This window comes from Halopiger aswanensis (assembly GCF_003610195.1).
GTDB lineage: Archaea > Halobacteriota > Halobacteria > Halobacteriales > Natrialbaceae > Halopiger > Halopiger aswanensis.
On the sequence record NZ_RAPO01000001.1, the window covers coordinates 216,467 to 238,931 of the forward strand.

Here is a 22,465-nt window from a genome sequence, read left to right on the forward strand (position 1 = left end):
AGACGAGACCGTGACGGGAAGCTACCGCGGTGGCTACCCCGCGCCGTCCCGATACTGCTCGTCCCAGCGCGGGCCCGCGCGACTCGAGAGGATGTACCCAACGGCGCCGACGACGATCCCGGCCAGTCCGAGCGCGGCGGCGACCGTCGGCGACGGCGGCGCGTCGACGAAGCCGGCGACCAGCGTCGGCACGAGCGGGACGGCGACGCCCGCGGTGAACGCCGAAAACCGGACGGCGTCGAAGAGGAACTCGTTGGGGTCGAAGCCGGCCAGGTAGACCGTGAGCCCGTAGTAGTACAGCGCGTAGCCCGAAAGCACGAGCGCGCCGGCGACGGCGTCGACGAGCGTCGCGTCGAACCACAGGATCGCCGCCGCGTAGGGGACGGCGACCGTCGGCGCGCCGACGAGGACGAACGCCGTTCGCTTCGCCCGGAAGACGTCCTCGATCGGGATCGGGAAGGCGAGGTACGTCTCGAGCGAGTCGAACTGGGTCAGCCAGTTGTAGGTGGTAAACGCCGAGAGCCCGAGGACGCCGCCGAAGAAGATCCCCGGCGCGGGCGCGATGCCGGTGATCGACTCGACGACGCCGACGAGCGCGGCGACCAGCGCGAACAGGATGGCGGCCGAGACGAACGGCTTCCAGACGCCGCCGGCCGAGCGCGCCAGTTCGAGCAGCGTCTTCGCCACGAGCGCGTCGGTCCCGAACGGGAGCGCGTCGCTGATCGTCCCGAACCGGTCGCCCGCCGTCCGCGACGGCTTCCCGTAGGTCGGATCGTAGATCGCGAGCGCGGCGACGCTCCCGAGCACCGCCGCGGCGGTCAGTCCGACGGCGCCGAGCAGCGAGCCGTTCAGCGGCACGAGTGCGGTGCGAACCGCCGCGGGGTCGACCGGGCCGGCGAGCCAACCGAGGACCGCGACGAACCCGAGCGCGAGTCCGATCCCCCACGTCGGAATCCCTCGCGTCCGGACGGCGATCAGCCCGACCGTCGCCGTCGCCCCGGCGGCGAAGACGAGACAGAGCGACAGCCAGAGCGCAACTACCGCGGCTACTGTGCCGAGTACTGTCACCGTCGACGTCGCGCGCACCTCGAGCGGGACCGCAGCGGTCGCCATCGGCAGTACGAAGACGAGCCCGTAGAACAGGGTGTCCTTTAGCAGAAACAGGCCCAGCAGCCGGCGCCGGGAGAGCGGCAGCGTCGTCGCCGTCGACAGCACGAGCGACAGCCGGCCGAAGACGTTCTCGAGCATCGACGAGCCGGCGAGGGCGGCCGTCCCGCTGTAGAGCCCGAATCCGAGCGCGAGGACGTGGAGTCCGGTCACGACGGTCGCGGCCGCGGTCCCGGTTTCGACGAGCGCGAACGCGCCCGCGGCGGTCAGCGCGGCGACGACCAGCGGGAAGCAGCCGAACCGCCAGCCGCCGAACAGCCGCGCGTGGAGGCGCCACTCCTCGCGAGCGAGCGCGAGGAAGACGGCTCGAGTGGCAGTTCCCGAACGAGCGTCCGCCGTCATGGCGCGACCCGCTCGAGCGACGGCACGTCCCGCGTCTCGGTCGGATCGACGTGCTCGAGGAAGACCTCAAGCAGGGAGCCCTCCTCGGTACCGTCCCCGTCGCCGAGGCCGTCCTCGAGCGTCCGCTCGGTGACTAATCGGCCGTCGGCGACGATCCCGACCCGCGTACAGATCTCCGCGGCGACGTCGATGTTGTGCGTCGAGACGAAGACGGCGTTGTCGTCGGCCGCGTACGCGACGAGGAATCGCTTGACCTGCTCCTGGACGAGCGGATCGAGGTTCGCCAGCGGCTCGTCGATCAACACCGCGTCGGGCTCGTGGAGGAACGCCTGTGCGATCATCACTTTCTGTTGCTGCCCGCGCGAGAGATCGGTGTGGAGCGTGTCCAGCTTCCCGCAAAACCCCAACCGGTCGCTCCAGAGTTCCGTCCGCTCGCGGACGTAGTCGGACTCGAGGTCCCGCACGTCGCCGACGAACTCGAGGTACTCCCGCGGCGTCAGGAAACTCGGCGGCGAGCCCCGTTCCGGTACGATGCCGACGCGGCGGCGCGTTTCGATCGGCTCCGCAACCGGATCGCAGTCGAGCACCCGGACGTCCCCTGCGTCCGGACGGAGCTGGCCGGTGAGCGCGCGGAGCGTGGTCGTCTTCCCCGCGCCGTTGGGCCCGAGAAAGCCGAAGACGTCGCCCCGGTCGACCTCGAAGGTCATCCCGTCGACTGCCTGAACGTCCCCGTACGATTTCGTCAACCCAGCTACCCGTATGGCTCCCATCCAGCGGCGATTATCAACGGTAGGTAATAACTGTGCTGGGGAAGATCGACCGAGGGCGACGGTTTACCGAACGTGTTCGCCGAGTGTGGGTCGCTATCGCTCCCTCTCCGAGGCGACTCAAAACTCGGTTCCGCGGCGCGCCCGCTGGCCCGCATCGATCGGGTGTTTCTCCTTGCGGACGTTCGTGATCAGGTCCGCGCGGTCCTCGAGATAGCTCGGCTCGCTGTGACTGCCCGACAGCACGAGTTCGAGATCGGCGGGCTTCTCCTCGATCAACTCGAGCACGTCGGCCTCGGTGAGCAGGCCGCGGTCCGCAGCGTAGAGCACCTCGTCGAGGATCAGCATGTGGACGCCCTCGTCGGCCGGTCCGTCGAGCGGGAACGGCGTCTCGAGGTCGGCCTCGCGGGCTGCCCCGAGGAGTTCACGTGCGCGCTCGAGGCCTGCCTGCGCCTGCGCTTCGTGGTCCTCCTCGTCGCTGCCGTCGGCCATGCCGTGCCAGCCGTAGTGACCGAGGTTCTCGTAGCTGATGCCGGGCAGCGCCGCGATCGCGTTGTACTCGCCCCGGACGGCGTCGACGCTCGAGGCGCCGCCCTTCATGAACTGGAGCATGTGGACGCGGTAGCCGTGGCCCGCGGCGCGCATCCCCATGCCGAGCGTGGCCGTCGTCTTGCCTTTCCCGTCACCCCACCAGACCTGCACGAGGCCGAACGCCTCGGGTGCGGCGGGTTCGATGCGCTCCGGTTCCGGCGTGCGTCCTTGGCCGGGCGTGTTCGCGACCGGGTCCGCAGCCGCGTCTCCGTTCCTGTCGGCAGCCGAGTCCGAGTCTGAGTCCGCACCGGCGGACGGACGCTTGCGCTCGTCGCTCATGGACGACTCGTCGGCGCGCCGGCACATGTAGCCACCGACTGGGTCCCGCGGCGCGTCGACCGGGGCGGGCACAGCAGTCACGCCCCGGTCGGAGCCACCGTACCGGCGATGCCACCGCCGACCAAACGTGTCTTTAGGCCTCGCTCCTAACCCGTTCGCACCCAATGTCACTCGAGTTTTCGTCGTCCGACGATTCCGCCGGCCTCGAGTCGATCGTGGCCGCGCTCGACGACGACGCGTGCCGTCGGATCATCGCGGTGCTCGAGGAGCCGCTGACGGCCGACGAGATCGCCGAGAAGGCGGAGATCCCCCTTTCCTCGACGTACAAGAAACTCGACCGCCTGGCGGATGCGGACCTGGTGACTGAGGCGAACGGGATCCGCCAGGGACCGAACGCCAAATCGCGGTACGTCGCGAACTTCGACCGGATCGCGATCAACCTCGGCGACGATCGGACGCTCCGCGTCGATATCGACCGCGAGAAGCGGACGTCGCTCGACCTCTTTTCGGACGTCGAGCAGGAGTTCTGAACTAGGAAAATCGCGAGGCGATGTCGGCCTCGGTGATGATTCCGACCGTCTCGCCCGCCTCGGTGATCATCACCGCCTTGTAGTGCTCGAGCAGGTTGCTGATCTCGTCTAAGGTCGCGTCCTTCGAGACGGTCGGGAAACTCTCGCTCATGTGCTCCTCGACGGGTTCGTCCCGCGCCTGGGAGTCGAGGTGGACGAGATCGCTCTGGCTGATCGAGCCGACCGGGATCCCCTCTTGGATGACGGCCAGTTGGGAGTAAGCTTCCTCCTCCATCTTGCGGGCGGCCTCCGCGACGGCGTCGTCCGGCGAGACGCTGACGACGGCCTCGTTCATCAGATCCGCCGCGCGCACGACGTCGCTTTCGGCCTTCTCCAAGGCGTTGACGATTCGGCGGAGCGTCGAGAGGCGCGGATCGACGTCGCCGCCCTCGATGCGTGCGATCAGCGGCTGGGAGACGTCGGCCTTCTCGGCGAGTTCGCTCTGGGTCAGCCCGAGTTCGGTGCGACGCTGACGCAGGTCGGCGGGCGTCGGGAGTTCCATACGCATAGATAACTACCGGTTATCAAAAGTACTTTGGGTCGAGCCAGTACTCGCGGATCGGCGGAGTCGTCGGGTTATTCGTCCTCGGGGACTTCGACGACCTCGACGACCGACAGGGGGACGTCACGCAGCGCACCGCCGACTTCGCTCTTGGCGATACGCGAGGCGTGTTCCTCCCCGTCGGCGTTGTAGACCTCCATCTCGAGGGCCAAGCCCACGAGCGCGGTGTCGGCCGCGATGAAGGCGGAGTCGAAGGGCTCGCCGCAGGCGGGACAGCCCGTCGCGCCGACCTCGACCTCGACGTAGTCCATGTCTTCGCTGTTGAGTCGTTTCCCGGCTTCGCTGACGGCGACGCCGATCGCGTCGTCGATCTCCTCGACGTCACGGACGAGCCATGCAGCTTCCATCGCGACGAGATAATTGCCCATACCACATCCTCGGCCCGAGGGGTTTCCTGCTTTGCGGTTCGTCGCCGTCAGCGCCAGTAGTGTCACGAATACGCGTGCCACGGGGCTCGCGAAGCGCGCCCGCGAATCGGATAATTCTCATAAGTTACGAGAATCGGCCGGATCGATTCCCGTCTGCATAGCCGGATTTCGCCGCGAGTACACCGTGAGTTGTCTGGACCGAAACCCAGGTTGAATCGCACGACGGCGTCGACCCAATAGTAAATTAACGATAATTATAGTTTTGAGCGTTCAAGAAAGCTTATATACGACCCTCGTCTGAACCACGGCTGAACGCTGATGATATCCCGCGTGTACCGCGCGACCCTGTTCGCACTGTACCAACTGTGTATCGTGGTCGGCATCCTCGCGATGCCGCTCGCGGTCGCCGCCCGCCAGGCTGGACTGACCTTCCCGATCCACCGCGTTCTCGAGAACGTCGAGGACGCCTACGAGGCCACCCAACCCTAATCCGAACACACGGCACCGTTCTGTTGTCTTTCGACCGCCGAGCGACTGCCGTCCCCATCCCCGTTCTCGACGGCTGACGGCTGCTACGCGGCCGTCCGAACGAATTTGCTTTCGCCGATCCGTGGCCCTCGAGCGTCGACTGCGCCGTCACCGATGGTAGCGGAAACGACCGTGGTGAACGCCGGCCTTTTATACCGTTCCGGCCGTAAGGTTCCGTCAATGCGTACACCCCAACACAACTCGGAGTTCTCCCGGACGGCCGACCAGCTGGCCGACGACACCGACCCCTACGCGCCGGAAGTCGGGCGCATGCCCCAGAACGACCTCTCGATGAACGATCTGGACAACGTCAACAAGACGGGGACGACGACCATCGGTATCACGACCACCGACGGCGTCGTCATCGCGACGGACATGCGCGCCAGCCTCGGCGGGCGCTTCGTCTCGAACAAGAACGTCCAGAAGGTCGAACAGATTCACCCGACCGGCGCCTTGACCCTCGTCGGCAGCGTCGGCGGCGCTCAGTCGTTCATCTCGACGCTGCGAGCCGAAGTCAACCTCTACGAGTCCCGCCGCGGCGAGAACATGAGCATCGAGGCGCTGGCGAACCTCGCGGGCAACTTCGCCCGCGGCGGCCCGTTCTTCGCCATCCACCCCATCCTGGGCGGCGTCGACGAGGAAGGCAGCCACGTCTTCAGCATCGACCCCGCCGGCGGCGTCATGGAGGACGACTACACCGTCACCGGCTCCGGCATGCAGCTAGCCTACGGCCTGCTCGAGCAGGAGTACGAGGACGACCTCTCGAACGACGAGGCGACGACGATCGCCGCCAGCGCGATCAAGTCCGCCGCCGAGCGCGACACCGGCTCCGGGAACGGCGTCTTCCTCTGTGAGATCACCGACGAGGGCGTCGACATCCACGGCCACCACGACTTCGACGAGGTCGTCTAAGGCCGCCGTCTCGGTCGCCCCGATTCCTTTCCGGGTTCGCTCTCGCTTTTCGCCCGGCACTGTCACCGTGCTCGAGAGCGGTGCGTCTCGCAGGTGCTGCTTCGCTTTTGGTCATCAACTTTCCAGCGCGTCCGCTGTAGCTCAGACGAAGACCTGAGAAACGACAAATAAAAACCGAAACCGTCCCGCAGCGTCCGCGTCAGTCCGCCCGCGGCGTCAGTTCGGCCTCGAGGTCGGGCATCTCGACCGCCTCGGCGCGGCCGGATTCGCTCGAGCGGTAGATCGCGTCGATGACTCGCTGGACGGTCAGCGCCTCCGCGACCGTGTTCGTCTCCAGCGGCGAGTTCGTCGCGATCGCACGGAGGAACTGCTCGTCCTGCTGGGCGTAGCCGGTCATCGACTCCTCACCGGTCAACCGGATATCGGCGTAGTGGTCGGAGCCGGCCGTCCCGGTCTCGAGCAGTTTGAGGTTCGTGTCGCCGATTTCGAACTGCGCGCCGCCCTCGGTGCCGCGGATGCGGAAGTCCATGCTCTCCTCGCGGTTGGTCGCCCAGGCGGCCTCGAGCGAGACCGTCGTGCCGTCGGCACAGCGGATGAAGGCGCTGACCGAGTCGTCGACCTCGTAGGTCTCGCTCTCGGCGTCCCAGTTGTCGCCGAACCCTTCGGGGTCGGCGTACTCCTCGCGGGTGCCGAACGTGGTTCTGGTCGTGCCAGAGACCTCGACGATCTCGGGGAAATCGAGCGCGTAGAGGGCGAGATCGAGCGCGTGGACGCCGATGTCCAGCAGGGCGCCGCCGCCGGCCAGATCGGGGTCGGTAAACCACGAGCCAGGGCCGGGGACGCCTCGCCGGCGCACGTAGTTGGCCTCGACGTGGGTGAGTTCGCCGAAGCGGCCGCGCGCGTGCTGTTCCTCGAACATGGCCATCGAGGCCGCGTGGCGGTTGTGGAAGCCGACCATGCAGACGGCGTCGCTCTCGGCAGCCGTCCGAGCGACCCGCTCCGCGCTCTCTAAGGTGTGTGCGAGGGGTTTCTCGACGAGAACGTGGCGCCCCGCCTCGAGCGCGTCGACCGTGATGGGTTCGTGGAACCGGTTTGGCGTCGTGACGATGACCGCGTCGACGTCGTCGTTCTCGAGGAGGTCCTCGTGGGTTTCGTAGGTCGTTGCGTTGAACTCGTCGGCGAACCGCTGCTGTTGCTCGGGGACGAGGTCAGCGCCGGCGACGACCGAGGCTCCCAGCTCCGCGACGGTTCGGGCGTGTAGGTGCCCCATACCGCCCAGCCCGACGACACCGATACCGATGCCGTCGCCGATCACGCGCGGTCACCTCGCGTCTCGAGGGGGGAGGAAATCTCTGTACGGGAGGCGAGCGACCGGTGAGAAAAATCTCGTTTCGATCCCATAGGCGGGCGGTTCCAGTTCATACAGAAACGCGGTCAGCAACCGAAATAAGAGTTGTGACTGATTACGCTCTCTCCGTGGGATTCATTCAGGTATTAAGATAGTTTTCCCGGAATCGGACGGGCAACTGCGAGTTAAAATAATATCTTATATCCTGACTTTCACGCAAAGCGATCGGCCGACCTAAGGGGATCGAACGGCCACACGAGGATAATGGTCACCGTTACCGTCTGGAACGAGTTCCGACACGAGCAGGAAGACGAAGACGCCGCGGCCGTCTATCCGGACGGCATCCACGCGACCCTCGCCGACGCACTCGAGGGACACGACCCCGTCGACGAGGTGCAAACGGCGACGCTCGACGAACCCGAACACGGCCTTACGGAGGACGTACTCGAGGCGACGGACGTCCTCTTCTGGTGGGGCCACATCGCCCACGACGAGGTCGAGGATGAAATCGTCGACCGCGTCCAGGAGCGCGTGCTCGAGGGGATGGGCCTGATCGTGCTCCACTCCGGGCACTTCTCGAAGATCTTCAAGCGCCTCATGGGGACGACTTGCGACCTCCAGTGGCGCGAGGACGGCGGCACCGAACGGCTCTGGGTCGTCGACCCCGGCCATCCGATCGTCGACGGTATCGACGAGTACATCGAACTGCCCCAAACCGAGATGTACGGCGAGCCGTTCGATATCCCGGAACCGGACCGCCTCGTGTTTACGAGCTGGTTCGAGGGCGGCGAGGTCTTCCGCAGCGGCTGCTGTTACCAGCGCGGGAAGGGCCGAATCTTCTACTTCCGGCCGGGCCACGAGACGTTCCCCATCTACGAGAACGAGGACATTCAGCGGGTCCTCAGCAACGCCGTCGAGTGGGCGAGCCCGCGGGAGGGCTCGCCGCGGACGTTCGGCGAGCGCGAGTGAGCGGCGGTCTGCAAAGCGAAACGAAACCTACAGTTCTCGCCGTCCTTCGTCGGTAATCACGCTCTCGAGCAACTCGACCGGCGTCGCGTCGTAGTTGGGGTTTTCGACGGCGAACCCCTCCGCGGGCTCGGGCATGACTTCGCTGCCCGGCCGGAACTCGTTCTCGAAGACGAACCCCTCGCTGACGATCTTCGAGGCCGAGCCCACCACGGTCACCGGCACGTCGAGGCGATTCGCGGTCGAGGCGATCGGGAACGTCCCGACGCGGTTGTAGAGCGTGTCCTCGACGATGCAGTCCATCCCGATGACGACGCGGTCGCACTCCTCGAGGTAGACGCCGTGCGCGCTGTCGGTGATCAGCGTCGTGTCGACGCCCTCGAGGTCCGCGAGCGTCCGCGCGGTCTTGCGGCCGATGTACCGGGGACGGGCCTCCGTGACGTACACGTCGAAGGTCTTGCCGGCGTCGGTCGCCTGTTCCAGCGCCTCGATCACCGTCGAGGAGTAGTCGTGGGTCAGCAGCGTTGCGCCGTCCTCGAGGTGGTCGACCGTGTTCTCGGCGGCGAGTCGCTTCCCGGATTCGACCCGCGAGACGACGGCGTCGATCTTCTTCGCCGTGCGTTCCTTGGCTTCCTCGACGCTGTCGGGATCCGCGTCGGTGACGTCTTTGACGATCTCGCGGATCGCGGTCTGGAGCGAAGCGTGGGACGCGTTCGCGCGCCGGAGAACGGTGCCGTTGCGCTCGAGGTCCCGGAGGTACTCGTCGACGGTGGCGAACTCCCGATCGAGCAGCTCCTCGAGCGCCTGGGCCGCGTGGACCGCGACCACCGAGGAGCTGTGCGTCTGCATTTCCTGGATCTCCTCGACCGTCTCGTCGATCATACTGTAGGGGTTTCCCGTCAACGGCAAAGGTGTTCCGGGTAGTGTCGCCGTCAGCGTCCGGCTGCGGGTCGTTCGGGTCGCGGCCGCGATTACTCGCTCGATTCGAACCCGAAGATCCGCCGCAACTCGCCCTCGATGCGGTCGACGAGTTCCTCGAGGACGGCGTCGAACTGTTCGTGGTCGGCAACGCTGCCGACGCGGTCCTCGACGTCGTCGGGAAGTTCGACGCGGAACTCGCCGTCGTGGGCTCGCGGGCGCTGCCCGCTCGCCTCACCCGCGGAGCGCGGCTCCGCGCTCCCCTCGTAAAACGGTTCGCTCTCGGCGAGCACCTTCCGGTCGATCGCCTTGAGAACGGTCGAATCGTACTTCCCGTGCAGTTGCTGGTAGGCGTTCGAGTACGCCGTCTCGAGTTCCTCGAAGTAGTGGACGTACTTCTCCTCGAATTTTTCGGGGTCGAACTCGGCGCTTCCGTTACTCATGCCCGTTCCTGGGGATGCGAGCCGGTAAACGGTTCGGGATCGAGGGGCGGGGCCGACCGCAACTTTACCTGCCTCACGCACCTAGAGTCGCCGATGACAGTCACCGTCCGGTACACCTGTCCCCACTGCGACGCCGTCGTCAGCCTCGAGCGGCCGCCGGATCTCGCGGACCGCTCGGTCACCAAAGTACAGCAGCCGGGCTGGGAGTACGCCGCCCCCGACGACCCGGACCGCGAGTCGGCCGACGGCATCGAGTTTCTCTGCGGCGAGGACGGACCGGTCACCGACCTCGAGGGCGAGCCCGTCGAGGGCTGTGGCCGCCCCTTCTACCTCAACTTCGTCCGCTACGAGCAGGGCGTCGAACTCGAGCCGGATCCGCCGACCTACGGCGGGCCGCGGTTCGATTTTAACGCGTAAGGAAGACGCCACCGTGTCCGACCGACAAGTCGCAACTGCGGTCAACACAGGCAATGCACCCGCGAACGACCGCGGAGCGAGCGGCGTTTTTGGTCCCGATTTTTGCAAGCGGTTTGAGCGAGCGACGCGAGCGAAGGCCCGCAGCAAAAAGGTGGGAACACAACCCTTTTCGACGCCGGGAAGTACACTCTTCTATGGACGAAGCCGCCGTTCGCGACCGCCTCCGGACGGTCGAGGATCCGGAACTCGGCGACGACATCGTTTCGCTCGGACTCGTGAACGACATCACCGTCGACGGCGACGAGGTGAGCGTCGACCTCGCACTCGGCGCGCCCTACTCGCCAACCGAATCGGACATCGCGGCCGAAGCCCGCGAGGTGCTCATCGAGGCGGGCCTCGAGCCCGACCTCTCGGCCAGCGTGCCCGACCGGGACGACCTCTCGAGCGACGAGCAGGTGCTCCCGGGCGTCAAGAACGTGATCGCCGTCGCCTCGGGGAAGGGCGGCGTCGGGAAGTCGACCGTCGCGGTCAACCTCGCGGCCGGCCTCTCGCAACTCGGCGCGCGCGTCGGGCTGTTCGACGCCGACGTCTACGGGCCGAACGTGCCCCGGATGGTCGACGCCGACGAGCCGCCGATGGCCACCGAGGACGAGACGCTGATGCCCCCCGAGAAGTACGGGATCAAGCTGATGAGCATGGCATTCCTCACCGGCGAGGACGACCCCGTCATCTGGCGCGGTCCGATGGTCCACAAGGTCATTACGCAGCTCACGGAGGACGTCGAGTGGGGCCACCTCGACTACCTCGTCGTCGACCTCCCGCCGGGGACCGGCGACACCCAGTTGACGATGCTCCAGACGATGCCCGTCACCGGCGCGGTCATCGTGACGACGCCCCAGGACGTCGCGCTCGACGACGCGCGCAAGGGCCTCGAGATGTTCGCCCAGCACGACACGGTCGTGCTCGGCATCGCCGAGAACATGTCCTCGTTCGCCTGTCCCGACTGCGGCGGCCAACACGACATCTTCGGCTCCGGCGGCGGGAAGGAGTTCGCCGACGAACACGACATGCCGTTCCTCGGCTCGATCCCGCTCGACCCGAGCGTTCGCGAGGGCGGCGACAGCGGCAAACCGACCGTCCTCGACGACGACAGCGAGGTCGGCGAGTCGTTCCGGACGATCACCGAGAACGTGGCGAACAACACGGGGATCGTCCACCGGCGCAGCGTCTCCCAATCGCAGCGGGCGGCGTCTCGGAGCGATGACTGAGGGCGACGTGACCGCAGACGGAGACGAGGGAAGCGACGCGAGCGCGGACGCAGACGAGTTCGACCCCGACCCCGAACGCGTCGACCTCCTGCGGCAGGTCGCCGACGACGTCCGCGGCGAGACCAGCGAGAGCAAACAGCTCGCGAACATCCTCTACCGGACCAGCGACCTCTACGACGAAGACGAGGAGACGACGCCCGAGGAGATCGTTCGCAACGTCAAGTTCATTCTCGAGGTCAACGAGCGCGGCGGGCTCGGCCGCTGACCGGTCCGCTTCTCTCCGTCGGTCGTCGTTCGTCGATCCGATCACCGTCGATCGCACCTGATCGTTGTCGAACCGGCTGATCGCCGTTCATCGCGTTTTCCGGTACTCGGTACTCTCGATAGCGACGGCGTCTCGTCTCGGATCTCCGCGGCCCGTTCGCCGTCGATGCATCTCTCCACTGGATACCATCTAATACCTCTCAGGACCATGCAAGGGTCCCGCTTATCCGTGTGTGAGTGTTCCGTTCGGATAGGAAGCGGCGACGAGGGGTCCGGCCCGCCTCGTCACCGAACTCAGTGATACCCATGACTAACGCAACCACGCCCATCGAAGCCACGTTCGAACTGCAGCGCCAGTCGATCAAACAGAGCCAGCAGCTGTTCGAGCGCGGACTCGAGATGCAGGAGAACGCGACCGAGACGGTCCTCCGGAACGGAATCGCGGCGCAGCGAAGCGCCCAGCGCCAGGGGACCGAACTCGCCCGCCAACTCTTCGACGCCCAGCTCGAGGCGTTCGAGACGGCGATGGACGAGGACGGATACGACGTCCGTTCGACGATCGATCAGCAGTTCGAGGACAACGCGGCCCAGACGCAGGAACTGCTGAACGAGGGATTCGAACAGAGCGCCGACCTGTTTCGACACCTGCTGAACGCGCAGCTCGACGCGATCGAGTCGACGCTCGAGGGAGACGGACAGGACGTGCGAGCGGCCGTCGACGAGCAGTTCGACGAGTTCGAACGCACGCAGGACGAAGCCTGGAACGAGTTCGAGTCGGAGTTCCTCGAGGCGTTCGACGACCTGACCGAGCAACAGCAAACGGTCGTCGCCGAGTCGATCGAGTCGGTTCTCGAAACCCACCGGGAGACCGAGCAGCAGGTAGTCGAGGGCGCTCAGCTCGCGGAGGAGGCCACCGAGAACGTCCAGCAGCAGACCGAGCAGGCTACCGAAACCATCCAGCAGCAGTCCGAACAGGTCGCCGCGACCGTGCAGACGGCCCAGCAGGGGACCGAAGACGCCGTCGAAACAACCCAGGAGGGTGCTCAGGACCTCGTCGGTGAAGCGGCCGAAGCGGCCGAGGACACGGCGTCGGACACGACCGACGCGATCGAAACCGCGGCCGAAGGCGGGACCGAAGTCGTCGAAGAGAGCCTGCAGTCGATCGAAGGCGTCGGCCAGGTGTACGCCGACCGCCTCGCCGAGGCGGGTATCGAAACGATCACCGACCTCGCGGAGGCGGACGCACACACCGTCGCTAGCACCGCGGAAATCTCGGAAGAGAACGCCGAGGAGTGGATCGACGCGGCGCAGACGCAGGGGTAATCGCGGTCCGGCGTTCGGTTTTCGATCTCCCGCGGCGCCGATCCCGTTTTTTTGCGGCTCGTTCGAACGCTGCCGGCCAGCCGCGTCGCTTTTGGTCGTTCCGCCCGAGACGCGAGTGTGGACGCGAATCAGCAACGCCGGGCGAACCCGTTCAACATGGACGAGCAGTGTCGGAACTGTCCCGCGCTCTGCGAGACGCGCACGCAGGTCGTCCACGGCTACGGCGACGTCGGCGCGGACTTTCTGTTCGTCGGCGAGCAGCCGACGCCGACGGCCGACGAGATCGGGATTCCGCTCGTCGCCCGTCGCAGCGACGCGGACGGCGCCGACGACCCCGACGCCGACGGCACCGACCTCCGGCGCATCCTCGAGCGCCTCGCTCTCTGCGACGCGACCTCGCCGAGCGACGAGCCGGGACTCGAGAACGTCTACTGTACGAACCTCACCCGCTGTCGCGAGCCCGAGCGGCCGCCGACCGACGAGGAGATCGGCAACTGCGAGCCCTACCTCAACGCCGAGATCCGGATGATCAACCCCGAAATTCTGATTCCGGTCGGCGAGCGCGCGCTCGCGGAACTGGGCAAGGAGTACACGACGACGCCGGTCGAGGACCTCGAACTGCCGGACGCCCACGCGACGACGATCCGCGGCCGCGGGTTCGAACTCGTTCCCATGATCGCCCCGTCGGAGCAGACCGACGCACAGACCCAGGCGTGGGTCGAACACTTCGCGGAGCTAATGGCGTCGGACTACCGCCAGACGAAGGGGCGGCAGGGTCGGTAACGACGAGATGTCGATAGCGACGGGCTCGCCTGCTACCAGTACGGCGTCTCCAGCCGGCGGCTGGCCCGCGTCCCGAGCCCGACCAGCGTGCCGACTACAACGAGCGCGACGATAGCCGTCCCGATCGACGGTGCGAGTAGGTCGGTCGATCCAGTCAGGTAGCCGTTCGCAGCGCCGTACAGTCCGATCGAGAGCAGTGCCGCGATACCGATACAACCGAGTAGCCCCGCGAGCGGTTGTGCGTCCATAGGTTCGTAACCGTCGTCCGGGCTCGTAATCGTACGGGTGGATAGAAGTAAGCGGATTGCTTCGCCTCAAGCAGGTCGGTTCCTCCCGGTTCAGTTCTCCGTACCGGTCGCGAAAACGCCGCGTTCAAGGACGACGCCGTCGAAGTATCCGTATGATCGTCGTCGTTCCCGTCGACCCGCCGCGGGGGGGACTCGTCCTTCCATCGCTCGTCGAGACCACGCCGCTGACCGCTGCGGAGGCAGTCTCACTGTACGAGGCTGCGGTTGCGGACGTGCTCTACACCGTCGCCTCGAGCGGCGGCGACCTGCTGGTCAACTACCGCGACGAGGAGACGCTCCCCGACGAGTTCACCGGCCCGGAGTTCGACGATCCGGAGACCGAAATCCGCGAGTTGACGGCTGCCGCCCTCGAGGACACCGGGGACGTCCGCTTCGAACGGCAGGTCGGCTCGAGTCACTCCGCGCGGATCGGCAACACCGTTACGCACCTCCTCGAGCGCGAGGACGCGGGCAGCGTCGGGGTGCTCGAGCCGACGGCGCCGCTGGTGAGCCGCTCGGAGATCGACTCGGCGGCGATGTCGCTGCGGCGCTACGACGCGATTCTCGGGCCGTCGACGGGCGGCCGAGCGTACTTCGCCGGGTTCACCGCGCCGATCGATTTTGCCGATGCGTACGCGACGCCCGCGCTGGCTACGCTCGCGGACCGCAGCGAGAGCGCCGGGTTGAAGCTCGGCTTTGCGCCGATGGTGCCGGACGTGCGGTCCGAGTCGGGGCTGTGCGCGACGATCGCGGGCCTCGAGGCGCGGCAGGCGGCGGAACGGCCAAGTGCGGCGGCGACGGCCGCCGTGGTGGACGAACTCGGACTGGTGGTCGGTGACGGCGACTCGCTCGAGCGGCGATAGACCGATAACCCTTTTTGAACGGATGCGGTACGAGGTGGTGAGGTGGGGTAGCGAAGCGGCCCAACGCGCCTGCCTTGAGAGCAGGTGGCTGTATAGCCTCATGGGTTCAAATCCCATCCCCACCGTATTCTGCCGCGAACAAACCCGTGAGCGGTAAATACGATATGGTGGGATTTGAACACGGTCGGAGCGAAGCCCCTCTCTGATTCAAATCCCATCCCTTCCGCTTCTGCGACGTGTTTGTGACGCTGAACAGCCGCGAGGACCACTCGAGCACCAGTTCTCTCCCTCGTTACTGTATGTAGACTGACCGAATTTGGGGGTCCCCAATCTCGACTACTGCTTCAAAGAGAGGGATCTAGTAATCGACGACAGTTGTCGATACTGGGGTTGCGTCTGTCACCCCGAAACTATTGCTCCCGGGCTTCCAAGACAGCGTATGGAAACTGTCGATTCGGCGACAGCGTTTGCGCCGGGTGAACGGCAACCGGCGGGACGCGTGTGGAGCGACGGAAGCCGGAGTCGGGATCGGGGTCGAGGTCGGGGTCGGGGTCGGGGGCGCCACCAGCGAGCACGGAGGTGGCCCCGATGGTAGACCTCGCAGTCTCCGGCGCACGGTTGGCCGGTGCGTTCCTGCTGGTCGCGCTGAACGGTTTTTTCGTCGCCTCGGAGTTCGCCTACGTTCGCGTCCGCTCCTCAGCCGTCGAGCAACTCGTCGCCGAGGGTCGGACCGGAGCGAAGCTCCTGCAAGATGCCGTCGACAACTTAGACGACTATCTCGCGACTACTCAACTCGGCATCACTATCGCCTCGCTGGGGCTCGGGTGGCTCGGCGAGCCGGCCGTCGCAGCGCTGCTCGAGCCGGTACTCGCACCCCTACTCCCGGAGAGCGCCCTGCATCTCGTGGCCTTTGCGGTCGGCTTCGGTTTCATCACATTCCTCCACGTCGTTTTCGGCGAACTCGCGCCGAAGACGGTCGCCATCGCCGAGGCCGAGCGAGTCGCCCTGCTGGTCTCGCCGCCGATGAAGTTCTTTTACTACGTGCTGCTCCCCGGCATCATCGTCTTCAACGGGACGGCGAATCGCTTCACCCGATTGCTCGGCATCCCGCCGGCCTCCGAAACCGACGAGACGCTCTCTGAGGACGAAATTCGGACCGTACTGGCTCGATCCGGTCAGCAGGGAGAGATCGCCACCGATGAGGTCGAGATGATCGACCAGATTTTCGAACTCGACAACACTGACGTCCGCGAAGTGATGGTCCCGCGGCCGGACGCGATCACCGTCACCAGCGATCAGTCAGTTGCAGCGGTTCGATCGCTGATCCTCGAGGCGGGCCACACCCGGTATCCCGTCGTCGATGCCGACGACCCCGATCAGGTGGTGGGCTTCGTCGACACCAAGGACGTGTTACGAGCGCTCGAGGACGAGCAGTCCCTCGAGTCGTTGACCGCAGGGGACATCGCTCACGAGCTGCCGATCGTTCCCGAAACGACGCCGGCGGTCGATCTCTTGGAGCAACTCCAGCGCGACCGGGTCCAACTCGCTGCGGTCATCGACGAGTGGGGCGTCTTCGAAGGACTGGTCACGGTCGAGGACGTCGTCGAGGAGATCGTCGGCGACCTCCGCGACACGTTCGATGCCGACGAGCCGTCGATCGATCGGCGCGGGGACGGCGCCTACGTCGTCGACGGCGGGGTCACGGTATCGGCGGTCAACGAGCACTTGGACGCCAACTTCGAGGCGGAGACGTTCGGTACCATCGGCGGGCTCGTCCTCGATCGACTGGGCCGCGCGCCGGAGGTCGGCGACCGGATCGAAGTCGACGACTACGCGCTCGAGGTCGCCGCCGTCGAGGGGGCTCGGGTCGACTCGCTGGTGGTCCGCGAGGAACCGCGGACCGCGGAGTCCTCCGAGTGACGATCGGCGCGAATCGACGATTCCATCCCGGCGAGCTGTCCGACTCCGATTCGAGCCCGTAGATTAATTTCCCACGGCGGTGATCGACCAACCATGGTAGATAATAGCTTACACGACAAGCAGGAGCCGTTAAAGCGAGAGTACGAAACGAACCCGGAAGCGGCACAGCTCACCCTCACGGCGACCGGCGAGGAGCAGGACGACGCTCGAGCGTGCAACGTCGACATCGGGCGTGCGATCTACGAGGCTGAGTTACACGAGGGCGCCGGCGGGCCCGGGTCCGGCGCCTGTTCGGGCGATCTTCTGCTGGGGGCGCTGGCGGCGTGTTCCCAGCTCACGGCCCAGGCCGTCGCGGAGAACTTCGGCATCGGGGACGAGGTCGATATCAGCGTCGAGGCCAGCGGCGACCTCGATCTCCGGGGCACGATGGGCGTCGACGAGGACGCCCCAGTGGGTTTCGAGGAGCTTCGTCTCGACGTCACGGTCGAGGGTGACGTCGACGAGGAGACGAAAGCAGCGCTGCAGAAGTATACCGAGCGATACTGCGTCGTGTATCAAACCCTCGAGAACCCGTCGGGTGTCGAGACGGCGTGGACGTTCGAGTAGGTGCGGAAGCGCGCTACCGGTAGGACAACTCGAGTTCGAGCGCGCGCTCGAGTAACTCGTCGTCGTAGTACTCGGCGGTCTGGTCCGGTCGGCGCTCGTCGATCGTCCGCACCGTCCGCACCGTGTTCACGAAGTTCTTGAACGTCGCCTCGTCGACCATCTGGCCGTCGATCGTCACCGCGCCGGTCCCCTCACGTTTGGCCTCGTTGAACCGCTCGATCTTGTGCACGTCGCGCTCGAGCTCTTCGGGCGTGGGCATGTGGATCGTGTTGGCCTGGATCGTCTGCTTCGGATACAGCGACCAGGAACCGTCCAGTCCCAACCGGGCCTCGTGTTCGACTTGATCGGCGTACGCCTCGGCGTTGTAGTAGGTCAGGCCGGCGCGTTCCTTGAACAGGTCGTCGAACGGGCCGCCGATCGAGAGCAGTCCTGCGGCGCTGGCCTCGTTCGAGAGCGCCTCGAGCAGCCCGTCCCAGCGCGGACGGCCGTCGCCCAAGTCGCGGCCGCCGAGTTCGGCGGTGTAGTCGACGGGCCCGAACACGAGTGCGGTGAGCCGGGAGTCCTCGCCGAACTTCGCGATTTCGCGCAGATCCGAGCGCGCCCGGCCGGTCTCGACGATGATCGAGAGCCCGATCGAGCCGTCGGCGTAGCCGTGCTCGCGCTCGGCCTCCGCGACGGTCTCGGCGGCACGTCGGACGTCCTCGAGGCGGCCGACCTTGGGGACGACGACGCCGTCGATCTCGTCGCCGATCTCGGCCACGAGTCGGTCGACCTGCTCGCGGCCCTTCTCGCGGTACGTTTCGTCCTCGTAGCTCCACTCGACGCGGGGCCAGATCTCGCCGGGGAACTCGTACCGGGGAACCTGCTCGATGGTGTTCTCGAGGCCCTCGGCCTTCATGTCCGGCGCGGTACCGTCCTCTAAGTCGGGCACGAGCCAGTCAGGGGCCTGGAAGCCGTCGGCCTCGAGGCCGGAGGTGAGGTACTTCGCCGAGTCCTCTTTGGGAACGGCGGCCGGTGCGGTCTGGAAGGTTCGACAGAGTCGGATGTCTGTGTCGGTGTCGTCGGTCGTCATCTGTGGATTTGTGGGTTGGATGGGGGTGTTCCGGTGGGTGTCGTCGGTGTGCTATCGGGATCGCTTCTGAATCTCCGCGGTTCGAATACCCGAGTAGACGGGCTCGTCGTTCTGGTTGAACGCGACGTGTTCGAAGCGGACCGTGCCCGCCTCCTCGGGCGCGCTCGAGTCGTCGTCGGCCTCGAGCACCCGCGTGAACGCGTAGACGGTGTCGCCAGGGGTGACGAAGGTGTGGAACGACTCGTCGTCGAAGCCGACCTCGCGCCAGGTCCGTTCGTCCGAGCGAGCGTGACCGAGCGCCGTCGAGCGGGTCACGTCGCCGTAGGTGACGATGTCGCCCGAGGGCGCGTCGGCCATCGCGTCGGCGTTGTGGTGCTGTTTGGCGGTGTTGAGCGTCGCCAGCGGCAGCGAGGCCACGGTGACGTCGTCCTGCGTGCGGCCGCGTTCGTGGCGATAAGCGACGGCCGCGTCGCGGTCGGCGGCGTCCTCGAGGGCCGCGACGAAGTCCTCGTAGGAGCCGCCGTCGGGGGTGACGAAGGTCTCGGGGAGGTCAGGTGCGGGGTCGTCGCCGTCGCCATCGTCCTCGGCCGCCGCCGCGCCGCTTCCGTCGGTCTCGAGCGGCTCCCGGCGCGGGATCATGTTCGTCCGTTCGTACGAGCAGAGGACGTCGTCCGTCTCGGCGTCTCGTCCCCGCGTCCGCCAAGTGACGATGCCGTACTGCGGGCGCGAACTCGAGGTTGCTGTCGAAACGACTTCGCTCTCGACGCGGAGTTCAGTGCCCGGCGAGACGGGCGCGCCGGGGAATCGCACGTCCGTCCGCCCGAGGAAGTAGCCGCCCTTCTCGCTCAAATCCTCGACGGTGATCCCGAGCGTCGCCGCGGTGAGGTAGTCGGGATGGATCGGCGGTTCGTCGAACCCGCGCTCGCGGGCGGCGTCGGTGCGCCAGTAGGCCGGATCGTGGTTCAGCGTCTGGCTCATCCACGTCTCGTTGCCCCAGCGGGTGAGCCGGAGGCCGCGGTCGTGGTCGAGGACGGCGCCCTCCGCGAAGTCCTCGAAGTAGTTGCCCTTCTCCTTCGTTTCGGCGCGCTCGAGGGCCCGCGCGAAGGTGTCGGGGTCGGTCCACTCGATCGAGTCGTCATCAGTCATCGGCAGTCACCTCGTCGCTTTCGGCCGAGGCGTCGGTCCGTCGCTGCGCTCGCTCCCGGCGGGCGACCGTCCGCCGCATCTCGTTCTCGACGATCATGTACCCCTCGTCGAAGCCCATGCCGGGTTTCGCGAGCACCTGCGCGGCGTCGGTCGCCAACGCCACGTGCGCACAGGCGCGTGCGGACGTCTCGGTCTCGTTGCAGGTCCCGCCCAGGTAGGCGCGGGTGTCGGTCCCCTCGCAGTAGCGGACCGCCCGCCCGCTGCGCTGGACGCCGCCCAGATCGGGCGTCTTGACCTGCACGAGGTCGGCCGCACCCGCGTCGACGAACGCCCGCACGTCCTCGAGCGTGTTGCACCACTCGTCGGCGACGATGTCGACGCCGACGCCGGCATCGGCCAGTCCCTCGCGCAGTTCGACCATCGCGTGGATCTGCTCGGCGCGGCCGCCCGCGTCCATCGGCCCCTCGATCTGGATCGGGTACGGCGCGGCGGCTGCCTCGAGATCCGCGAAGTAGTCGACGACCTCGACCCGGTCGTAGGGCGGGCCGAAGAGCTCACCGATCATGCCGTAGACGTCGATGTGGAACCGCGGCTCGTAGTCGTCGGGGCCTAACTCTTGGGAGCGTTTCCCGAGCCACTCGACGTACTCGAGCAGGGTCTCGCCGTCCGCGCCGATCTTCTCGCGGCTGTTGATGAGCCCGTGGGGCAGGACGGGCACGCGCTTGACGAACATCTTCTCGGCGTTGGTGTAGCGGTCGTCGCCGGACTGGCCGAAGACCGGCACCGGCTCGGTCGCGGGCTCGGTGCCGAGTGCGTCGGCGAGCACGTCCGTCCGCGTGGTGTTTTGTGCGCCGGCAGCCGCAGCCAACAGCGCCTGCGAGACGCCGTAGCGGATCGCCGTGTGGAGCCGATCCCCGTTCACTTGCAACTCCTCGAGTGCCTCCGCGTTCTCGAGGAAGGCGGTCGGGTCCCGGCCCTCGAGTTCGTCGGCGACGGGGCCCTCGACGACGGGCGCGTACTCGTCGGCCTGAAACAGCGGATCGCGGCCGCCGGCCCCGGAGTACTGCACCGCGGCGCAGTCGCCCCGCACCGTCGTACCGTCCTCGAGTTCGACGTCGACGATGAGCGTCTCGCCGGCTTGGCGGATTTCGTCGAACCCCTCGGTTACGGGGTCGCCGTCGTAGGTGAATCCGTCCTGGCGGGCGCCCCGCTTGATCGCGCGCTGGTCGTCGAAGAAGAACCCGGAGTAGCCGGGCGTCGCGTGGATCGCCGTAATCGTCGTCTCGGTCGTCATTAGATATCACCCTGCGAGGTCGATTGCGACCGCGACTGCGGTCGGCCGATGAGCTTCCCGTCGCTGATCGCGTCGACGTCGTCCGCGACCATCCTGAAGGACTGATCGCGGCCCTCGGTGTCGGCGCGCCGGGAGAGCCGGGCCTTGTGGATCTCCTTGATATCGTCGTCCATCGCGAGATCGCCCCACTCGAAGATGCGGACGCGGCCGTCGTCGTCGCGGGCCGGGAGCACGGCGCCTCTCGCGCTGTCGCTGGGTGCGAAGGGAACGTCGAGCGCGCCTGACTCGAACGCTTTCAGCGTCCCCTGGACTACGTCGCCGTCGCCGTGCTCGAGCACGGTGTCCATCAGACACCGCGTCTCGCGTTCGATCAGGTCCTGTTCCTCCTGGATGCCGTCGATGTCGATGTTCTGCTCGATCGCCATGTCGATGACCTGTCTCGTGGTGCGGAGGCCGGCGGCGTTGGCCTCCTTGGTCGGCACGCCCTGGAACTCCTGGGGCGACTTCGTGATGACCTTGTCGGGCTGTGCGATGGCGGCGGTCATCCCGCCGAGGCCGATGACGCCGTTCGCGCGGGCCTCGTCCGGCGGGAAGCCGCCCATCCACTCGTGGAAGACCGTCGTGACGACGACCTCGTCGGGGAGGAACTCGTCGCCGAGCTTCTGTAAGGCGTTCAGGGCGGCCACGTCCTGGACGACGTTACCGACCTGTCCGTAGCCGAGCGTGATCGAGCGCACGCCCTGCGTGGCGGCGAGTTGCCCCTCGATCAGCATGATCGCGATCGCGATCGACGGCGGCACGAGCGTGCCGGTGAGGGGACCGAACGGCTCGCGGTTGATCCGCACGCCCCGCTCGGTGTAGGCTCCCGCGAGGCGGTCCACGAACTGCCAGCGCTCGATCGTCTCCTCGAGCCCGTGCCGTTTGGTGTACGGAATGTTGTAGGAGATCGGACCGCCCTCGAAACTCTGGAAGCCGCCCGCGAAGGTGATCGCCGCGAGCAGCCGGGCGTCGGGGGTCCCGTGGCGGACCTCGATCGGGGCGTCGATCGCCTCTATCAGTTTCCGGCAGCCCTCGACGCCGTGATTGACCGCAGGAAAGCCGTTCAAGGTGTCCTCGCCGGTCTCGCGGGCATTCTCGAGTCCCTCCTGGGCCTTCTCGTACTCGTTGTCGCGCGTGTACGAGTCGATGGTGGTGGGGAGCAGATCCGCCTTCCCCTCCCCGTGGAGGTACTCGAGCAGTTCGATCTGGTCCTCGAGGCGGGGGACGCCCGCCCGCGGCTGCAGGAGCGGTTTGTCCGCCGACTCGAGGACGTCTGCGAACCGCTTACGGTCGGGGAGCGACTCGTGGTAGCGAATTGCTTCCTCGAAGTCGACCTCGTCGCCGGTGGGCCAGTCGGACCGGATTTCCTCGTCGATGCGCCGTAGCTGGTCGGCCGGAATGCGTTCGTCGCGTATCATCGAGA

The 22,465-nt window shown here is 66.7% G+C and carries 25 protein-coding genes and 1 tRNA gene; 13 read left to right on the forward strand and 13 right to left on the reverse strand.

The genetic code is table 11. The features are described from left to right. Nucleotides 1-33: 33 nt before the first annotated feature. The 3 genes from ATJ93_RS01060 to ATJ93_RS01070 form a co-directional block, all read right to left on the reverse strand. Nucleotides 34-1,509: a hypothetical protein gene (locus ATJ93_RS01060; protein ID WP_120242794.1), complete on the reverse strand. Its 1,476-nt coding sequence runs from the start codon at nt 1,507-1,509 to the stop codon at nt 34-36. Beyond that, nucleotides 1,506-2,279, reverse strand: coding sequence for an ABC transporter ATP-binding protein (locus ATJ93_RS01065; protein ID WP_120242795.1), 774 nt, complete (start codon nt 2,277-2,279; stop codon nt 1,506-1,508). The genes ATJ93_RS01060 and ATJ93_RS01065 overlap by 4 nt, the downstream gene beginning before the upstream one ends. A gap of 117 nt (nt 2,280-2,396) precedes the next feature. Then, on the reverse strand, nt 2,397-3,173 hold the full coding sequence (locus tag ATJ93_RS01070) for a cob(I)yrinic acid a,c-diamide adenosyltransferase (RefSeq protein WP_120242796.1): 777 nt from the start codon (nt 3,171-3,173) through the stop codon (nt 2,397-2,399). 137 nt (nt 3,174-3,310) lie between these two features. Here ATJ93_RS01070 and ATJ93_RS01075 point away from each other — a divergent pair, with 137 nt between their 5' ends. Beyond that, on the forward strand, nt 3,311-3,676 hold the full coding sequence (locus tag ATJ93_RS01075; protein WP_120242797.1) for a transcriptional regulator: 366 nt from the start codon (nt 3,311-3,313) through the stop codon (nt 3,674-3,676). A 1-nt stretch (nt 3,677) separates the two neighbouring features. Here ATJ93_RS01075 and ATJ93_RS01080 read toward each other — a convergent pair whose 3' ends face one another. Both ATJ93_RS01080 and ATJ93_RS01085 read right to left on the reverse strand, forming a co-directional pair. Next, nucleotides 3,678-4,217 (reverse strand): CBS domain-containing protein, encoded by a 540-nt coding sequence (locus tag ATJ93_RS01080; RefSeq protein WP_120242798.1) that lies wholly within the window; start codon nt 4,215-4,217, stop codon nt 3,678-3,680. Between the two features lie 74 nt (nt 4,218-4,291). After that, a complete protein-coding gene (locus ATJ93_RS01085) occupies nt 4,292-4,645 on the reverse strand; it encodes a DUF555 domain-containing protein (RefSeq protein WP_013880678.1) in 354 nt (117 codons plus the stop codon). Nucleotides 4,646-4,963: 318 nt separating this feature from the next. On the opposite strand from ATJ93_RS01085, the gene ATJ93_RS23415 reads away from it, so the two are divergent. Beyond that, the gene (locus ATJ93_RS23415) at nt 4,964-5,134 is read left to right on the forward strand and encodes a hypothetical protein (protein WP_170155494.1); all 171 of its coding nucleotides are present in this window, start codon (nt 4,964-4,966) and stop codon (nt 5,132-5,134) included. Between the two features lie 219 nt (nt 5,135-5,353). Then, nucleotides 5,354-6,085 (forward strand): archaeal proteasome endopeptidase complex subunit beta, encoded by a 732-nt coding sequence (psmB, locus tag ATJ93_RS01090; RefSeq protein WP_120242799.1) that lies wholly within the window; start codon nt 5,354-5,356, stop codon nt 6,083-6,085. Nucleotides 6,086-6,284: 199 nt separating this feature from the next. Here psmB and ATJ93_RS01095 read toward each other — a convergent pair whose 3' ends face one another. Then, on the reverse strand, nt 6,285-7,400 hold the full coding sequence (locus tag ATJ93_RS01095; RefSeq protein ID WP_120242800.1) for a Gfo/Idh/MocA family protein: 1,116 nt from the start codon (nt 7,398-7,400) through the stop codon (nt 6,285-6,287). Between the two features lie 297 nt (nt 7,401-7,697). On the opposite strand from ATJ93_RS01095, the gene ATJ93_RS01100 reads away from it, so the two are divergent. Beyond that, nucleotides 7,698-8,402 (forward strand): ThuA domain-containing protein, encoded by a 705-nt coding sequence (locus ATJ93_RS01100; RefSeq protein WP_120242801.1) that lies wholly within the window; start codon nt 7,698-7,700, stop codon nt 8,400-8,402. A 27-nt stretch (nt 8,403-8,429) separates the two neighbouring features. Here ATJ93_RS01100 and ATJ93_RS01105 read toward each other — a convergent pair whose 3' ends face one another. Both ATJ93_RS01105 and ATJ93_RS01110 read right to left on the reverse strand, forming a co-directional pair. Beyond that, a complete protein-coding gene (locus ATJ93_RS01105; protein WP_120242802.1) occupies nt 8,430-9,281 on the reverse strand; it encodes a translation initiation factor eIF-2B in 852 nt (283 codons plus the stop codon). An 89-nt stretch (nt 9,282-9,370) separates the two neighbouring features. Then, a complete protein-coding gene (locus ATJ93_RS01110; protein ID WP_120242803.1) occupies nt 9,371-9,760 on the reverse strand; it encodes a DUF5783 family protein in 390 nt (129 codons plus the stop codon). Nucleotides 9,761-9,853: 93 nt separating this feature from the next. Between ATJ93_RS01110 and ATJ93_RS01115 the strand changes: the two genes are divergently transcribed. The 5 genes from ATJ93_RS01115 (at nt 9,854) to ATJ93_RS01135 (ending at nt 13,815) form a co-directional block, all read left to right on the forward strand. Continuing rightward, nucleotides 9,854-10,177 carry a hypothetical protein gene (locus tag ATJ93_RS01115; protein ID WP_120242804.1) on the forward strand — a complete coding sequence of 108 codons (324 nt, stop codon included), beginning with the start codon at nt 9,854-9,856 and terminating at the stop codon, nt 10,175-10,177. 194 nt (nt 10,178-10,371) lie between these two features. Continuing rightward, nucleotides 10,372-11,445 (forward strand): Mrp/NBP35 family ATP-binding protein, encoded by a 1,074-nt coding sequence (locus tag ATJ93_RS01120; RefSeq protein WP_120242805.1) that lies wholly within the window; start codon nt 10,372-10,374, stop codon nt 11,443-11,445. Beyond that, nucleotides 11,438-11,710: a hypothetical protein gene (locus tag ATJ93_RS01125; protein WP_120242806.1), complete on the forward strand. Its 273-nt coding sequence runs from the start codon at nt 11,438-11,440 to the stop codon at nt 11,708-11,710. The genes ATJ93_RS01120 and ATJ93_RS01125 overlap by 8 nt, the downstream gene beginning before the upstream one ends. 305 nt (nt 11,711-12,015) lie before the next feature. Then, nucleotides 12,016-13,032 carry a helix-hairpin-helix domain-containing protein gene (locus ATJ93_RS01130; RefSeq protein ID WP_120242807.1) on the forward strand — a complete coding sequence of 339 codons (1,017 nt, stop codon included), beginning with the start codon at nt 12,016-12,018 and terminating at the stop codon, nt 13,030-13,032. Nucleotides 13,033-13,188: 156 nt separating this feature from the next. After that, a complete protein-coding gene (locus ATJ93_RS01135) occupies nt 13,189-13,815 on the forward strand; it encodes a uracil-DNA glycosylase (protein WP_120243880.1) in 627 nt (208 codons plus the stop codon). A 32-nt stretch (nt 13,816-13,847) separates the two neighbouring features. Here the strand turns inward: ATJ93_RS01135 and ATJ93_RS01140 are convergent, their stop codons facing one another. Further along, nucleotides 13,848-14,063, reverse strand: coding sequence for a hypothetical protein (locus ATJ93_RS01140; protein WP_120242808.1), 216 nt, complete (start codon nt 14,061-14,063; stop codon nt 13,848-13,850). Nucleotides 14,064-14,215: 152 nt separating this feature from the next. Here ATJ93_RS01140 and ATJ93_RS01145 point away from each other — a divergent pair, with 152 nt between their 5' ends. From ATJ93_RS01145 to ATJ93_RS01160, 4 genes are all read left to right on the forward strand, one after another. Further along, nucleotides 14,216-14,965 (forward strand): hypothetical protein, encoded by a 750-nt coding sequence (locus tag ATJ93_RS01145; protein ID WP_120242809.1) that lies wholly within the window; start codon nt 14,216-14,218, stop codon nt 14,963-14,965. Nucleotides 14,966-15,006: 41 nt separating this feature from the next. Next, nucleotides 15,007-15,090, forward strand: a tRNA-Ser gene (locus tag ATJ93_RS01150). Nucleotides 15,091-15,553: 463 nt separating this feature from the next. Further along, nucleotides 15,554-16,885 (forward strand): hemolysin family protein, encoded by a 1,332-nt coding sequence (locus ATJ93_RS01155; RefSeq protein ID WP_120242810.1) that lies wholly within the window; start codon nt 15,554-15,556, stop codon nt 16,883-16,885. A gap of 93 nt (nt 16,886-16,978) precedes the next feature. Continuing rightward, nucleotides 16,979-17,491, forward strand: coding sequence for an OsmC family protein (locus ATJ93_RS01160; protein ID WP_120242811.1), 513 nt, complete (start codon nt 16,979-16,981; stop codon nt 17,489-17,491). A gap of 13 nt (nt 17,492-17,504) precedes the next feature. On the opposite strand, the gene citE is transcribed toward ATJ93_RS01160, so the two are convergent. The 4 genes from citE to ATJ93_RS01180 are packed head-to-tail and all read right to left on the reverse strand — an operon-like array spanning nt 17,505 to nt 22,460. Beyond that, nucleotides 17,505-18,563, reverse strand: coding sequence for an L-malyl-CoA/beta-methylmalyl-CoA lyase (citE, locus tag ATJ93_RS01165; RefSeq protein ID WP_120242812.1), 1,059 nt, complete (start codon nt 18,561-18,563; stop codon nt 17,505-17,507). A 51-nt stretch (nt 18,564-18,614) separates the two neighbouring features. Then, nucleotides 18,615-19,709, reverse strand: a complete 1,095-nt coding sequence (gene mch, locus ATJ93_RS01170) for a 2-methylfumaryl-CoA hydratase (protein WP_120242813.1) — start codon at nt 19,707-19,709, stop codon at nt 18,615-18,617. Then, entirely contained in the window at nt 19,702-21,003 is a 1,302-nt protein-coding gene (locus ATJ93_RS01175; RefSeq protein ID WP_120242814.1) for a methylaspartate ammonia-lyase, read from the reverse strand. The genes mch and ATJ93_RS01175 overlap by 8 nt, the downstream gene beginning before the upstream one ends. Next, the gene (locus tag ATJ93_RS01180) at nt 21,003-22,460 is read right to left on the reverse strand and encodes a methylaspartate mutase subunit E (RefSeq protein WP_120242815.1); all 1,458 of its coding nucleotides are present in this window, start codon (nt 22,458-22,460) and stop codon (nt 21,003-21,005) included. Before ATJ93_RS01180 ends, ATJ93_RS01175 begins: the two co-directional genes overlap by 1 nt. Nucleotides 22,461-22,465: the final 5 nt, after the last annotated feature.

Coding starts and splice junctions, on each gene's coding strand:
- ATJ93_RS01145 (WP_120242809.1), top strand. CDS start 14,216: ATGATCGTCGTCGTTCCCGTCGACCCGCCGCGGGGGGGACTCGTCCTT.
- ATJ93_RS01130 (WP_120242807.1), top strand. CDS start 12,016: ATGACTAACGCAACCACGCCCATCGAAGCCACGTTCGAACTGCAGCGC.
- ATJ93_RS01115 (WP_120242804.1), top strand. CDS start 9,854: ATGACAGTCACCGTCCGGTACACCTGTCCCCACTGCGACGCCGTCGTC.
- citE (WP_120242812.1), bottom strand. CDS start 18,563: ATGACGACCGACGACACCGACACAGACATCCGACTCTGTCGAACCTTC.
- ATJ93_RS01060 (WP_120242794.1), bottom strand. CDS start 1,509: ATGACGGCGGACGCTCGTTCGGGAACTGCCACTCGAGCCGTCTTCCTC.
- ATJ93_RS01085 (WP_013880678.1), bottom strand. CDS start 4,645: ATGGGCAATTATCTCGTCGCGATGGAAGCTGCATGGCTCGTCCGTGAC.
- ATJ93_RS23415 (WP_170155494.1), top strand. CDS start 4,964: ATGATATCCCGCGTGTACCGCGCGACCCTGTTCGCACTGTACCAACTG.
- ATJ93_RS01120 (WP_120242805.1), top strand. CDS start 10,372: ATGGACGAAGCCGCCGTTCGCGACCGCCTCCGGACGGTCGAGGATCCG.
- ATJ93_RS01135 (WP_120243880.1), top strand. CDS start 13,189: ATGGACGAGCAGTGTCGGAACTGTCCCGCGCTCTGCGAGACGCGCACG.
- ATJ93_RS01160 (WP_120242811.1), top strand. CDS start 16,979: ATGGTAGATAATAGCTTACACGACAAGCAGGAGCCGTTAAAGCGAGAG.
- ATJ93_RS01140 (WP_120242808.1), bottom strand. CDS start 14,063: ATGGACGCACAACCGCTCGCGGGGCTACTCGGTTGTATCGGTATCGCG.
- ATJ93_RS01175 (WP_120242814.1), bottom strand. CDS start 21,003: ATGACGACCGAGACGACGATTACGGCGATCCACGCGACGCCCGGCTAC.
- ATJ93_RS01080 (WP_120242798.1), bottom strand. CDS start 4,217: ATGGAACTCCCGACGCCCGCCGACCTGCGTCAGCGTCGCACCGAACTC.
- ATJ93_RS01075 (WP_120242797.1), top strand. CDS start 3,311: ATGTCACTCGAGTTTTCGTCGTCCGACGATTCCGCCGGCCTCGAGTCG.
- ATJ93_RS01180 (WP_120242815.1), bottom strand. CDS start 22,460: ATGATACGCGACGAACGCATTCCGGCCGACCAGCTACGGCGCATCGAC.
- mch (WP_120242813.1), bottom strand. CDS start 19,709: ATGACTGATGACGACTCGATCGAGTGGACCGACCCCGACACCTTCGCG.
- ATJ93_RS01105 (WP_120242802.1), bottom strand. CDS start 9,281: ATGATCGACGAGACGGTCGAGGAGATCCAGGAAATGCAGACGCACAGC.
- ATJ93_RS01070 (WP_120242796.1), bottom strand. CDS start 3,173: ATGTGCCGGCGCGCCGACGAGTCGTCCATGAGCGACGAGCGCAAGCGT.
- ATJ93_RS01100 (WP_120242801.1), top strand. CDS start 7,698: ATGGTCACCGTTACCGTCTGGAACGAGTTCCGACACGAGCAGGAAGAC.
- ATJ93_RS01125 (WP_120242806.1), top strand. CDS start 11,438: ATGACTGAGGGCGACGTGACCGCAGACGGAGACGAGGGAAGCGACGCG.
- ATJ93_RS01155 (WP_120242810.1), top strand. CDS start 15,554: ATGGTAGACCTCGCAGTCTCCGGCGCACGGTTGGCCGGTGCGTTCCTG.
- psmB (WP_120242799.1), top strand. CDS start 5,354: ATGCGTACACCCCAACACAACTCGGAGTTCTCCCGGACGGCCGACCAG.
- ATJ93_RS01065 (WP_120242795.1), bottom strand. CDS start 2,279: ATGGGAGCCATACGGGTAGCTGGGTTGACGAAATCGTACGGGGACGTT.
- ATJ93_RS01110 (WP_120242803.1), bottom strand. CDS start 9,760: ATGAGTAACGGAAGCGCCGAGTTCGACCCCGAAAAATTCGAGGAGAAG.